The sequence below is a fragment of the Staphylococcus schweitzeri genome, from assembly GCF_002902405.1.
GTDB lineage: Bacteria > Bacillota > Bacilli > Staphylococcales > Staphylococcaceae > Staphylococcus > Staphylococcus schweitzeri.
Window position 1 is genome coordinate 1 of the sequence record NZ_PPQS01000001.1, and the last position, 14,319, is coordinate 14,319.

A 14,319-nucleotide genomic window follows, 5' to 3' on the forward strand; every position below is an offset into this window, starting at 1 on the left:
GGATTTTCGGCAGAAACTCTCACGGTTCGACAAAATTTGGAAAACAATTTTGCTTATCGTTCGGTTCTGCTCAAATCCTAAACGCTTTTGTCCCGACCTCTTTCAATATTCAGTTTTATCTGTAGTTTCAATTATCGTCTACGCTATTGCTAAAGTAACATTAATAAAAATAATAACTTGATTCATTTGTCCTATTAATTGTTTGTTCACTTTGTATAACCTCTGTTCAATTTAACTAAATTACAACGTAAATTTATTTCTGCCTTATACTTAGCTAACAAATCCAAAATTCAGAATCACAAATATGAAGCTAACTTGTCTTTCTACATCTCAATCCATACTTGTTTTACCATTGTTCAATATTTTGACGCTCGCCTTTAAAATTATTACGCTTATGATGTCTACGCGCTAATTCTGTCTCAATTTCTGCAAAATCGACTCCAAGTGCGTACATCAAAACAAACAAATGATAAAGTTCATCTGCCACTTCACATACAAAGCCCTTTTTATCACCTTTAATCGCTTCAATTACGACTTCAAAAGCTTCTTCACCGTATTTTTTCGTAATCTTTTCTACACCTTCTGTTAATAAATATTTTGTATATGACTTTTCATTATTTGATTGTGCACTATCTTGAACTGTCTGCGCTAATGTTTGCACTGAAAATGGTACTTCTGTGTTGAAACAACTTTGACTGCCTGTATGACATGTTGGTCCATTTGGTATGACATCAATTAAAATAGTGTCATTGTCGCAATCTACATGAATATCTTTAACAAGTTGCGTATGACCAGATGTTTCACCTTTTGTCCATAGACGTTGTTTCGACCGCGAATAGAAACATACCACACCATCTTCTATCGTTTTATCAAAAGCTTCTTGATTCATATAACCCAACATCAATACTTGTTTTGTTCGATTATCTTGTAAAATAGCTGGTACTAACCCTTTACTAAAATCAATTTTATAATTGGTCATCTTACTGCTATACCCCCTTGTCGTATCACTTTTTTAATAGATTGAACCGTCGTTTCCCTATCATGCAATATACTTGCAGCTAAACCAGCAGATACATCGGTCTGGTCAAACAATTCTATAAAGTGTTGTGCATTGCCACCACCCCCAGATGCAATGATTGGAATGTTCACAAGAGACTTTATTTTCGCTAGATGTTCAATATCAAATCCTTGCTTCATACCATCATGTCCCATACTCGTAACGAGGAGTTCACCTGCACCTAACTGTTCTACTTGCTGTACCCAGTCATATACTTTAATATTTGTCACCTTTTTACCACCATGTGTACAACAGTAATGTGCATTTCTTTCAGTATCATAGTAGCTATCAATCGCAATACAGATGCATTGTCTTCCAAATTTATCACTAGCTTGTTTAATTAATTTTGGATTTTTTAGTGCACTTGAATTTAAAGAGACTTTATCTGCACCATGATTTAACAATTGGGTAATATCATCGAGACTTTGAATCCCACCTCCTACAGTAAGAGGGATAAACAAGCGTGATGCCGTTTGTTCAATGACTTCTAGCATTAAACTATGCCCCTCTTCCGTCTTAGAGATGTCTAAAAATACTAGCTCATCCGCACCCGCTTCATTGTAATACATTGCTAAATCAACAGGATTGCCAATATCCCTTAATCCTTTAAATTGAATCCCTTTAACGACACGACCATCTTTGACATCTAAACATGGAATGATACGTTTTTTTATCATTTTAGCCCCTCCCAAAAAGATGATTGGTGTGCGGCTTTTCCTATAATAGCAGCATGAACATTTAATGACTCTAATCGTTGAATATCTTGCTGATGTCTAATACCTCCAGAAGCAATAACAGGTATTATCGTTGCTTTTACTAATTCACCCGTTAATTCAAAGTTAGGCCCTGACATTTTGCCATCTTTAGCGATATCAGTATAAATAATGCCTCCAAGAGGTATATCAGATAACTGTTTCACAAAGGTAAATAAATTCAACTCTGTATCTTCTTCCCAACCATTTACTTTAATATCCTCTCCGTAAGCATCAACTGACAGATAAATACGACCTGGAAATGTATGTGCCATCTCTTTAAGCCAATCAGTATCTTGAATGCCTTTCGTTCCAACTATGCAATAATTAATCCCTGCGGCAAAATAATCCATGATTTGTGACTTCGTACGAATGCCACCACCTACTTCAATATCTTTGGTTGTTAATCTCCTCAATGACTTAATATAATCAAACTCTCGGGCATGCTGTGCCTTAGCACCTATCAAGTCGACGATATGAATACGATTCACACATTCAAATTGACTATAGTAAGCAATACTTTCTTCAGCCGAGCGTGACATTTTTTCTTCACTATCATATTTACCCTCTGTTAACCTCACACTTGTTGACCCAATCAAATCAATTGCTGGCCATAATTCAATCATTTATAAATCCCCCTTGTATTGCCTGACGCAAAATTTGTAACCCATATGTACCGCTTTTTTCAGGATGGAATTGAATACCAATATAATTGTTAAATTGAACAATTGCTGGAATATCAGTACCATACTGCGCATATGCAATTACATTTTCTGACATCGGCGCTTGGTAAGAATGTACGAAGTAAACATCTTGATTTAACATAGGATGCTGACTCACTAAATTATTCCAGCCTAAGTGTGGCACTGGGTAGTTTGTCTGAATATACGAGATATTTCCTGGAATAAATCCTAATCCGGACACATCACCTTCATCGCTACGCTCATACATTAATTGCATACCGAGACAAATACCAATCATTTTCTTATCAGTATTCTTAGCCAATATTGCATCGAGATTTAATCGCTTTATCTCTGACATCGCATCTTTGAAATGACCGACACCCGGTAATATGATTGTTTCTGCTTGATCGATTATTTTTTGGTTATTTGAGACAACCACCTCATACCCCAAATGTTCAATAGCACGTTTTACATTACTAATATTCCCTAATCCATAATCAACGATGACAATCATTCAATCACACCTTTCGATGATGGTACACGTTGATCATCGGTTCCAGTCAATGCCATACCTAACGCGCGAGCAAATGCTTTAAAAATAGCTTCAATTTCATGGTGTGTATTACCACCACGAATCAAATCAATATGCGTTGTTAATCTTGCATTGATTACGACTGCTCTAAAAAATTCTTCTACTAACTCCGTATCAAACGTACCAACTTTTTCTTTACTTAACGTTGCATTGAAAGATAAATATGGACGCCCACTTATATCCACAACGACACGTGCTAATGTTTCATCCATTGGAATGTACATCGTTCCATAACGAACGAAGTGCTTTTTATCTTTAATCATTTCAAGTAACAATTGGCCAATGACAATGCCGATATCTTCAGTTACATGGTGATCATCTACGTCAACATCACCTTGTGCCTCAATGTTTAATGACAGACCGCTATGAAATGTAAACAAGGTTAACATATGATTTAAAAAGCCCACACCTGTATTAATATGCGATGGTGACTGGTCATCTGATATTGAAATATTTAGTTGTGTTTCAGCTGTGTTTCGTTGTTTTTGATAAATCATATTTTGCACTCCATTCTTTAACAATTTCCTCTAATTGCTTTAACTGTGATGCTGTTGCAATTGAATATCTTACATAGCCTTTCATTACCTGCTCATCATAAAAACGTGGTTTAAATCCTTTATCATATACGTATTGTCCTAATTGTTGTGCTGCTGAACCCTTGGTAAGTACAAAATTAGCATTTGATGGGAATACTGACATTTTATCTGAAACATGGGTATCAAATATTTGTTTTAACTGATTAGCTAATTGACGTTGCATCGTTAAAAATCGTTTTGCCTGATTTTTATGTTTAAAAATATAGGTTGCAATATTTAGCGTAAATACATTTAATGGATATGGATGTTCTATTTTTTGAATACGCTGTATCGTTTCAGCAGTACTCATTAATACACCTAATCTTAAGCCAGCTATTCCAAACGCCTTTGATAATGTACGCATCCTTAAAATATGTGGTGCCATTTCAACATCATATGCCATGCCATAATCTAAATATGCTTCATCAATAACAAAGTATCCGTTTAATGCTTTCATTTTATCTGCAATAGCTTTTAAAAACGCTCCATCAAATTGCTTGCCTGAAGGATTATGTGGGTTACTCATAATGAAAAATGATGGTTGTACTTCATCAATTTTCGTTAAAATGGCTTCCAAATCAAATGTTAAATCTGCTGTCGCATCTACAAATGCAATTTCTCGATTTACTTGTGCCGCATATGCTTGATACATAAAAAAATCTGGATTTAGCGTTAATGCCGGACCTTCTGGCATTATCAACATTAACTTCTGAATCAATTCATCAGAACCATTTCCTGCAATAATTTGTTCAGACGATAATCCGTAAAACTTAGCATAAGCTTCCTTGAATTGTTCATATGCTGCATCCGGATACAAATTATATGGGGTTGCGCTAATAATAGACGTCATTGTTTTTTCATCCAACGGCATAACTGGACTTTCATTTTTATCAATATAAATCATTTCAATTACACTCCCCTAAGACTGACGTATTAAAATAGACTGTTGGTGATTGTATAATGCTTCAACTTGAGCAATATGTTGCGCTGAATCAGCAATTTGATCAAATGTGTCTTTTGTTAAATGAATCACTGTGTTACGTGTTAAGAAATCATTAACCGATAACCCATTGGTAAATCTAGCCGTTCTATTTGTAGGTAATACATGACTTGGACCTGCAACGTAATCCCCAATGACCTCTGGCGAATAATGTCCAATAAACAATGCACCTACATATTTCACTTTTTCAATATATGGTTGAGGGTCTACCGTTTGAATCGAAGCGTGTTCAGGGGCAATCGTATTCATAACGTTGCATGCTTCATCAAAATTACTAGCTTGTATAAGATAATGCTGATTAGCAATACTTTTAGAAACGATGTCGTATCTGTCCACTTTAGGCAATACTTTAGCAATACGTGATTCTAAATCTTTAAGGACTTGCGCATCTTCACTAATGACATATGTACGTGCTAATTCATCATGTTCTGCTTGTGCAAAAACATCATATACTATGGCATCTAAGTCTGCTGTGTCATCAATAATCAGTGCTATTTCTGTTGGCCCTGCTATTTGGTCAATACCGACTTGTCCAAATAAATATTTCTTGGCATATGCAACAAATTGATTACCTGGACCAACAATCTTATCTACTTTAGGTATCGTTTCAGTACCATATGTCAACGCTGCAATACTTTGAGCACCGCCAACTTGGAATACTTGGTTAACTTGCGTAATGTAACATGCTGCTAATACTTCTTGAGACACACCATTAGGTTGAGGTGGTGTCACAACGATAATATTTTCCACACCCGCAACTTGTGCTAATGTCGCGGTCATTAATACCGTTGAAGGATAACTTGCTTTGCCACCTGGTATATAAATACCGACACTTTCTAGCGGGTGATAAATTTCATAACATTCACCTGCTTCTCCTACATGCTGATTCGTCTGTTTAATACTTTGTTGATATGCTTTAATTCTTTCATAGCTTTGTTGTAATGCTTGTTTTGTTTTTTCATCTAACGTATCAAATGCTGCTTTAATCTGTTCACGACTAATTTCTAAATGATCTGTTTTAGTATGATCAAATGTTAAATTATACATTTTTAAAGCCTTGTCACCATGAAACTTAACTTCCTGACAAATATCGCGAATAATTGGATATAATGACTCATCTAATGGTGCTTCTAGCGAAAATTGTTTTAAAAATTGTTGTACATTAAACATTGGTAATAGACACCTCCATAGAACGAATAAATTGCTCTATTAACTGTGATTTTTTAAAATAAGCTGCTTTATTAGTAATTAACCTTGCATTGATATCGCTAATATGTTGCTTTTCAACCAGTCCATTTGCTTCTAAAGTAGTGCCTGTTTGAACGATATCAACGATACCGTCGACCATATCAACAACACAGGCTAATTCAACAGAACCATTCAATTTAATAAGCTCAACATCAATGCCTTTTGATTTAAAATATGTTTCAGCAGTATGGACATAACTTGTTGCGATTTTACGATAATTTGTTGCTTCGGGTTTCGCTGCAACTGCAAAATGACACATCCCAAAAGGCAGATTCAACAAATTGTTAACATTGTAATGGCGCTCATCTAATATGTCGCTACCAACGATGCCAATATCAGCAATTCCTTGCTCAACATAGATGGGCACGTCACTTCCCTTTACTAAAATACATTCAATATTGTCTACGCTTAATAATAGTTGCCGTTCTCTATTCTTTAATGTTTCTGATAATGTTGTAAATTTAATTGAATCTAAGTAAGCAATTAAACTTTCCATTAGTCGACCTTTCGCTATAGCAATTCTTAACATGATTATCACTCCTTTACATTAAAGCGTTAGTCCTAATCCAAACCCTTCGATACTTCCTTTGTAGTATCCTCCAGTTAAAATACGTGAATCATTTTCTACTAAATGACATTGAATAAATAGTCCTTTGTAGTACGATCTTGGTGGCTGTGCTGTAATATCTAAATGAACATCTTCATAACCTTGTGTATGTAGCCATTGTTGCCAAACATTTAGTTCAACAAGTGCTGGATGATCTTTAGAAATGTAACGTTGCAATATATTTAATTGTTGTTGCGTATTTTCCTGTAAAATTTGAACAATCGGATGTTCAGCTGACAAATATGTGACCAACCCTGATAGATTACGTTCCTCAATCATCGATAATATGTCCGGTGTTTGTAATGCTTTATCTAGCAATGCATCGAGTAATTGATAATGCCCTAGTACGACAAATTGCACATTATCTTGTAATTGTTGTTGGATAAATTGAATAAATAACTTTAGGCTCTGTTGCACATTAGTTAATGTTGGCGTATTGTTTTCCAAACCTACTTGTACAGCCGCTTCATTATTTCGAATGATTAAGCCTGTATATGCTACTCTCGTTGCTGATGTTGGATACATCGTGTAATAACGTAATAATTGATCTGTAAAATCATTTCGAAGTGCATAAATTTGTTGTTCATGCTGCCAAAAATTACGCTCACCCATTTGTTGCAAATCTTCATGATTTAATTGTTTCCAGTCCAATTTTTCAATGACGTTAAAATCTACCAGCTCATAATTCGCTTGATTAAAGTATTTTAAAAATGCTGTCTCTGCTTCTTTTAAAGCAATTAATTGTTTTGAATAATTCACTCGACCACCCTTACCTTCAACATTCTATGTAAAATAAATGATACTTTATGCCTTTCGCTTTAACGCTCTACCAAACTAAAGTGTAATATGGATAATAACTTATCATTTTTATCAAATTATTACAACGTTTTTCTGAAAATTCGATATATTTAAAGTGAATTTTTGTATAAAAAAGCAGGACAATTGCGCATATAAAAATTCATAACTAAAATTTTTATATTGAAGTTGTACTTCTTGCACAAATTGTCCTTGCCTAATGAGTTAATACATTATCTTTGTTTCAGGATTGTTCTATTCATTTCAACTTATTCTTCATATTTTCGATTACCTTTAAAGTAATGTCGATCTTCTTGACTATATACATTTTCAGGGTTGAAAAATGGTTTTAGTTTATATTTAAATTCAAATAAGTTTAGACCATCAATTGCAACTCTATCTTGGTAAACGTTCGTTGATGATATATCTGTAAAATTGTTTGGACCGACGCCTGCAATAAACTTAAATCCGGCATCATCTACTAAGTAATTATATGCTGGTGTATGTCTATCTTGTGCACCATGCGGAAATACAAACATATCCGTTTTACCTACAATTGGTTCAACTTCATCTTTCCATCTTTTAGTATCCTTTTTAATACCATCAAATGATGTCTTTTCAAAATTAATATGACCATATGAATGACTCGCAAACGACCAACCATCTCGTTTCATAGCGCGAACTACTTCTTCAGCGGCTTTTTTATTTTTTTCATAGTCTTTACTGTTTAATTCATTCGTACGATATCCTAATACACCTTCATAACCAGTTAATGCAATAACACCTTTTTCACCATTTAAAGAAAAGTCTGGATGTTCTTTTACAAATTTATTTAAAATCGGCACGATATCATTGTCATCAGAATAGGTAGCATGTCCTTTTTGGTCTGTCGTTTCAGATACAACATGTTTATTTTTATCGAGTACTAAGCGGTCAGCATAGCCATGATGTCTCATATAACTATAATAATTCATATCATCAATTGAGATAATTAAAGGCTTTTTACCTTTAGGTAACTTTAATTTTTTAGCTTTTACCGGATGAGATGACAAATCGTATGCGTCATGTGGGTTAACAATGATGTAATTACTTTTATATAATTCATTTAACGATTTTTTAAATTCACTTACAGTAATCATCCAATCATTGTTGCCCTTAGCTTGGTGTGCGTCACCTGTAAATGCTATTTTGGGATCTGTGACTAAAGGATGATAAAATACATGATAAACTTGACCGTGATAAGTTTCCCAGTTATCATTCACTTTCGATTTATGTTTTGCATATTCATTTGGATCAATAGATGTATCTTTAACTTGCTCATTGTGCTTAGAACAGCTATATAACACTCCAACTGACAATAACAGAAAAAATAACAATAAATATTTTTTGTGCATTAAAATATCTCCCTATGTTTTATTACGCACAATTATAACATTTTTATTAAATGGCTCATAACTTTTTGAGGAAATACTTGAATTTTAATTTTATTTTTTAGATACTGTCATATTAGTTTATTTATAAAACACAATATCTCCTTTATTGATAACGTCGTCCATTGCATCGTCTCGCTTGAAATTAAGCCTTTCTGCTAAATTTATTGAACGTTGGTTATATTTATTTGTTCTGATAACTTTGATTGTTTCTTTATCAATACAATTAACAAAATTTGTGATTGCTGTAATAGTCTCATATGCATACCCTTGTCCTTCAAACCTTGGATGTAATTTATAAAATAAATTTAACACTGTTTCTTGCTCCAATAGCCGATATTCATATCCGCAAATACCAATAACGCTGTGATTCGATTCTTTTAACAATACAAAATAGCCCAATTGATATTGCTCCCAATGATTTCTCCATTTTTCAATCCACTTTTGCGTATCTTGTTTAGAGAAGTGAATACCTTTAGGTGTGTATATATTTGCTTGTGGATGACTACAAATATTAAACAATTCATTTGTATATTTACCACTAGGCATCACTAATTTTAGACGTTCAGTGTTTATCATTAAATCTCTCACCTCTTTTTCTTTAAAGACTATTTTTTTGAATACTAATGCCACGGGTTGAAATATCGACTATTATTTAAAAAGAATAATGTAACTACTAACATCAGAAGTATTAACGTCAGACACAAAACAACATAATCATCTTTTTTTAATTGTTTTTTGACGTACCAGGTTCTCCTTTTATACTGTCCGAATTGTCTTAACTCCATAGCAGTACTAATAGTGTCAATTCTTTCGATACTAGAAAATATTAAAGGTAACACAATGCGTTTGATACCTTTAACACGGCTAGTAAATTTCGCATTTTTTGAATTATCATATCCTCTTGCTTGTTGCGCTTGTGAAATATTAAAATATGTTTCTTGAATATCTGGAATATACCTTAATGCTAGTGAGACTGCGTAACTGATTTTATAATTCACACCTAGCTGATTTAAACTTGCAGCAAAATGACTCGGATTCGTTGTGAATAAAAATATTAACGCTAAAGGAACTGTACTAATATATTTTAATATTAGATTAAAAAGATAGAATAATTCCTGTGATGTTAGCGTAAATCGACCAATACCATTGATTATATCTGTACGCTGATTATAAATCTTCACACCATATTCAGGATCAAATATGTATACAGCAATAATATTTAATATTGTGAAAAACAAAATGAATTTAACAACAAAACGAACTTGTTTCCATTCAATATGAGCATATTTGAACAATAAAATAGATGAAGCACTAATTAAAATTAAATATCTTGTGTCATAAGTCACCATTGCAGAAATAGAAACAACTAATAAGAATAAAAGTTTAACAGTCGCATTTAATTGATGAATACGACTATTTCCCGGGTGAAAACCTATAGTATTATATTGATTCATTGGCGTCTCACCTTCCTATCCTGGTTAATAAATAATTGTACTAATTTCTGTGGCTCGCTAATCCCTATATATTCGGCCATTTCAAATAGCGATGTTTGTCTCAATGATGCAATCTCACAGATTTCTTTATCATTTAATACCGATACTGGCGTGGTATCAGCAACGACCTGACCTTTTGATAATACAACTGTTCTTGAACTATACTCAGACAATAAATGCATATCATGCGTAATCATAATAATCGTCTTCCCCTGTCTGTTTAGCTCAATTAAAAATGACATTATCTCATTATAATGATAGAAATCTTGACCAGCAGTCGGTTCATCCAATATGATTATTTCCGGATTTAAGACTAAAACAGATGCTATAGTGACCCTCTTTTTTTGACCATAGCTTAAAGCTGCAATTGGCCAATTCCGAAATGCATAAATTCCGCATATTTTGAGCACATTCTCTACTCGTATCTTTATATCTGATTCTTTCATACCTCGTGCTCTTAACCCTAATGCTACTTCATCGTAAATCATTTTTTCGGAAATCATATGATTTGGATTTTGCATCACATAACCTATGAATTCAGATCGTTCGCTAATTGACAATTGATTAAATCCCTTATTACAAAATTGGATATTACCTGTTATATCTAAAAATCCACAAATTGCTTTAGCAAGTGTTGATTTGCCGGCACCATTGTGACCAACTATAGTAAGCATTTCTCTTCTATAAACATTTAATTGAACATTATTAAGTACACTTTTACTATAGTCACTATATTGAACACACACCTCATTTAATTCTAATAGCGGTTCAGATTTGTACTTATTATCATCATTTGAAGATGTTTTATCTATCCATTTTTTCACTTTAAATTTAACATGTTCACTCATACAAACTTCACGTAAATTCGCTAAGTTATCAATGGCTTCAACATCTACTTCTGCATATTTAAGCGCTGTACAGTATAATGGTTCACGTATGCCTGCTTCTTTAAGCTTAGATGATTTTAGCAAATCACTAGGCGTTGTATTAGCGATGATTTTCCCATCTTTAAAAAGAAGAACTCTATCAAACGTATAATCTAATGATTCTTCTAATCGATGTTCGACAATAATCATCGTTGACTTTGTTTCTTCATGAATATTATTTAACAATCTCAGCGTTTCATGTCCTGTCGCAGGATCTAAATTGGCCAGTGGCTCATCCAATATTAAAATAGGGGTACGATGGATTAATATACCACCTAATGAAACGCGTTGTTTTTGACCCCCAGATAAATCTTGTGGTCGGTGATTTAAATGTTCTATCATATCCACTTTTTTAGCCCAATAACTCACATTTTTCTTCATATCATCTTGTTCAACACAATTATTTTCTAATACAAAGGCCATATCTTCAGCTGCTGTTAAGCCTATGAACTGTCCATCTGTATCTTGTAAAACTGTACCAACAACATTAGATCTTTCATGTAAACAACCAACAGTTGCATCTTGATTATTTATATATAGTTCCCCAGTTACTTTACCTTCAGTTTTAAATGGAATTAATCCATTTATGCAATTTGCAAAAGTCGATTTACCACTACCTGAAGCACCAACTACTAGTACTTTTTCTCCAGGGTAAATATCAACATTTATATTCTGTAATGTAGGTGTTGCTTGACTATGATATTGAAAACTAAAGTCTTTGAACGAGATAATTGCTTCAGTCATAATATATCATTACCTTTCTACATTCATTTACATATCTAATTCAACAAAATAATTATTCTTTACGTAAACTACCTTTTTTAATTTGAGATGAAGCATATGCTTTTAATAATATTGTCCCAATAATACCAACTGAAATAATATTTAATACTGCAGAGATAACACCTTGGGTATAAACCTTGTTAGCTGGTTCGTTATAAATCAAAATATCTAATGTTGGTGCAATAAGTGCCCAGCAAATAATATTCGCAATAATTTGACCGATATTAAAATAAATCATCGATTTCCGAGAAAATTGGCCTGAAGAAAGATTTAATTTTAGGCCAATCCATCCATATAAACAGCCTATAATTCCTGAACAAATAACCCAACTCCACCAGGCACTACCGTATGTCGTGAAATCTTTAATAGCGTGTCCAACTAATCCAGTCATTAAACCAGTAAAAGGTCCAAATATTACAGATATTAATGCTAAAAATGCATAAGATGTTTCTATATTCGTATTAGGAAAACCTGTTGGTATTACAACAAAACGCCCTAAAATCACAAATACCGCTGCTCCTATACCAATCGCAACAACAGTTTTAACTGAAATATCTTGTTTTTTCATCTTCATTACTCCTTACATAAGAAATTCATTAAATTGATGGTGCTTTAGATAAATGAATCGTCCAATCATTTCCAGTACCAATATGATATAAATCTGAAAATGAGTCTTGATTGACCGCTACACCAATATTTACTAGTGAGTTAACATACACAAGAGGTTCACCCACATTAACATCTGCAAACGATCGCGCAAATTTAATAATATTTTGATAGACTTTCTTATCTTGATGATAAATTGTTACCACCAAATTATTACCATGAACAATTTCCAAGGATTTTAAGAATTCCAATGGAATATTTGTCCATAATGACCCAAATCTGATATCTAAAATATCAATTCTTCCTGTAACAGAATCCTCATTTTTTGTAGCTTCTTTTATTTCTAATGCTTCAATACTATCAACATTAATTTCCTGGCCAAGATGTTCAAATGCTACCTTATTTGCAGCTAATCTCGCTCCATTATATGCATAGACATCTCTACCATGAAAAGTATGACTTTCTTCAGAATGGGGCAATCGACTTTTCACTTCATCAATTTCGATTACTTTTTTAATACCTTCGTAATGTTTGATGTGACTTAAAGAACCATTATCAGGTGTAATAATGTAATGACCAGAATCTGTTAAACAAGCAATGCTCCTCCTATCACTACCTACACCCGGGTCTACCACTGATACAAAAACTGTGCCCTTAGGCCAGTATTTTAAAGTTTGATATAAACGATATGATGCTACCCAAATGTCATACGGTGGTATATCATGCGTTAAGTTTTCAACATGTATATCATCACTTACAGTATATGCGACTCCATACATTGCACTTACAGCGCCATCACTAAGCCCAAAATCTGATTGCAATACCAAATAATTTCCCATAAAATACCTCCTTTTCTTTTTAAACTTCAAAAACTATTATCTACATTTCCAAAATTTATATTTCGAATTTTCAGAATTATATTAAAATAGTACGAGTCGCTTGTTGCAAAGTCAATAGTAGTGACTATAAAAATGATAATAATAGTCAGATTTATTTCATTAACTTAATTTCACGGACTTGCACTCACTTCATTATGTTTAAATTAATTGACTAGGGTATAACAATAGCAAGTTTTTTATAGGTCTCTCTTTTTATGCATCACAAAAATTATTCGAATTCGAAATAAAATGCTTGCATCTTTTATTCATCAGTGGTATCGTATGTATATCGAATATAAAAAATATATCTAAAAGATAAAAATATGGAGGTTTTATATTATGACTAACTTCACTTTTGATGGTGTGCACAGTAGTTTAGAATTCCAAATTAAACATTTAATGGTTTCTAAAGTGAAAGGTTCATTTGATCAATTTGATGTAGCGGTTGAAGGAGATATTAATGACTTCAGTACTTTGAAAGCTACTGCAACAATTATTCCAAGCTCAATTAATACTAAAAACGAAGCACGTGATAACCACTTAAAATCTGGTGATTTCTTTGGTACTGACGAATTTGATAAAATCACATTTGTGACAAAATCAGTATCTGAAAGCAAAGTTGTTGGTGATTTAACAATTAAAGGCATCACTAACGAAGAAACATTCGATGTTGAATTCAACGGAGTAAGTAAAAATCCAATGGATGGTTCTCAAGTAACAGGTGTTATTGTTACTGGTACAATCAATAGAGAAAACTATGGCATTAACTTTAACCAAGCACTTGAAACTGGTGGAGTTATGCTAGGCAAAGATGTTAAATTCGAAGCATCTGCAGAATTCTCAATCTCAGAATAACCTCACATCACAATCCTCATTGATTTAATATATATA

The 14,319-nt window shown here is 33.2% G+C and carries 14 protein-coding genes and 1 pseudogene; 1 reads left to right on the forward strand and 14 read right to left on the reverse strand.

What is annotated here, in order from left to right; translation table 11 throughout:
* Positions 1 to 346 precede the first annotated feature (346 nt).
* From hisF to CD116_RS00075, 14 genes and pseudogenes are all read right to left on the reverse strand, one after another.
* Positions 347 to 1,734: pseudogene (gene hisF, locus CD116_RS13785) on the reverse strand (imidazole glycerol phosphate synthase subunit HisF).
* Positions 1,731 to 2,435: a 1-(5-phosphoribosyl)-5-((5-phosphoribosylamino)methylideneamino)imidazole-4-carboxamide isomerase gene (gene hisA, locus CD116_RS00015; RefSeq protein WP_047428112.1), complete on the reverse strand. Its 705-nt coding sequence runs from the start codon at positions 2,433 to 2,435 to the stop codon at positions 1,731 to 1,733. Before hisA ends, hisF begins: the two are co-directional and overlap by 4 nt.
* Positions 2,428 to 3,006, reverse strand: a complete 579-nt coding sequence (gene hisH / locus CD116_RS00020) for an imidazole glycerol phosphate synthase subunit HisH (RefSeq protein WP_047531018.1) — start codon at positions 3,004 to 3,006, stop codon at positions 2,428 to 2,430. The genes hisA and hisH overlap by 8 nt, the downstream gene beginning before the upstream one ends.
* Entirely contained in the window at positions 3,003 to 3,581 is a 579-nt protein-coding gene (gene hisB, locus CD116_RS00025) for an imidazoleglycerol-phosphate dehydratase HisB (protein WP_047531016.1), read from the reverse strand. Before hisB ends, hisH begins: the two co-directional genes overlap by 4 nt.
* Positions 3,550 to 4,563: a pyridoxal phosphate-dependent aminotransferase gene (locus CD116_RS00030; RefSeq protein ID WP_047548221.1), complete on the reverse strand. Its 1,014-nt coding sequence runs from the start codon at positions 4,561 to 4,563 to the stop codon at positions 3,550 to 3,552. Before CD116_RS00030 ends, hisB begins: the two co-directional genes overlap by 32 nt.
* Before the next feature lie 15 nt (positions 4,564 to 4,578).
* Positions 4,579 to 5,829: a histidinol dehydrogenase gene (gene hisD, locus CD116_RS00035; RefSeq protein WP_047548223.1), complete on the reverse strand. Its 1,251-nt coding sequence runs from the start codon at positions 5,827 to 5,829 to the stop codon at positions 4,579 to 4,581.
* A complete protein-coding gene (gene hisG / locus CD116_RS00040) occupies positions 5,822 to 6,436 on the reverse strand; it encodes an ATP phosphoribosyltransferase (RefSeq protein ID WP_047428101.1) in 615 nt (204 codons plus the stop codon). The genes hisD and hisG overlap by 8 nt, the downstream gene beginning before the upstream one ends.
* An 18-nt stretch (positions 6,437 to 6,454) precedes the next feature.
* Entirely contained in the window at positions 6,455 to 7,273 is an 819-nt protein-coding gene (locus tag CD116_RS00045; protein WP_047548225.1) for an ATP phosphoribosyltransferase regulatory subunit, read from the reverse strand.
* A gap of 305 nt (positions 7,274 to 7,578) precedes the next feature.
* The gene (locus CD116_RS00050) at positions 7,579 to 8,703 is read right to left on the reverse strand and encodes a polysaccharide deacetylase family protein (protein ID WP_047531009.1); all 1,125 of its coding nucleotides are present in this window, start codon (positions 8,701 to 8,703) and stop codon (positions 7,579 to 7,581) included.
* A gap of 117 nt (positions 8,704 to 8,820) precedes the next feature.
* Positions 8,821 to 9,318 carry a GNAT family N-acetyltransferase gene (locus CD116_RS00055; RefSeq protein WP_047548227.1) on the reverse strand — a complete coding sequence of 166 codons (498 nt, stop codon included), beginning with the start codon at positions 9,316 to 9,318 and terminating at the stop codon, positions 8,821 to 8,823.
* 44 nt (positions 9,319 to 9,362) lie between these two features.
* Positions 9,363 to 10,196, reverse strand: a complete 834-nt coding sequence (locus CD116_RS00060; RefSeq protein ID WP_047548229.1) for an energy-coupling factor transporter transmembrane component T family protein — start codon at positions 10,194 to 10,196, stop codon at positions 9,363 to 9,365.
* Positions 10,193 to 11,905 carry an ABC transporter ATP-binding protein gene (locus CD116_RS00065; RefSeq protein ID WP_047548232.1) on the reverse strand — a complete coding sequence of 571 codons (1,713 nt, stop codon included), beginning with the start codon at positions 11,903 to 11,905 and terminating at the stop codon, positions 10,193 to 10,195. The genes CD116_RS00060 and CD116_RS00065 overlap by 4 nt, the downstream gene beginning before the upstream one ends.
* 52 nt (positions 11,906 to 11,957) lie before the next feature.
* The gene (locus CD116_RS00070) at positions 11,958 to 12,512 is read right to left on the reverse strand and encodes an ECF-type riboflavin transporter substrate-binding protein (protein WP_047548235.1); all 555 of its coding nucleotides are present in this window, start codon (positions 12,510 to 12,512) and stop codon (positions 11,958 to 11,960) included.
* Positions 12,513 to 12,540: 28 nt separating this feature from the next.
* Entirely contained in the window at positions 12,541 to 13,389 is an 849-nt protein-coding gene (locus CD116_RS00075; protein ID WP_047428076.1) for an SAM hydrolase/SAM-dependent halogenase family protein, read from the reverse strand.
* A 378-nt stretch (positions 13,390 to 13,767) separates the two neighbouring features.
* On the opposite strand from CD116_RS00075, the gene CD116_RS00080 reads away from it, so the two are divergent.
* Positions 13,768 to 14,283, forward strand: a complete 516-nt coding sequence (locus CD116_RS00080; protein ID WP_047548238.1) for a YceI family protein — start codon at positions 13,768 to 13,770, stop codon at positions 14,281 to 14,283.
* The last annotated feature ends 36 nt before the right edge of the window (positions 14,284 to 14,319 follow it).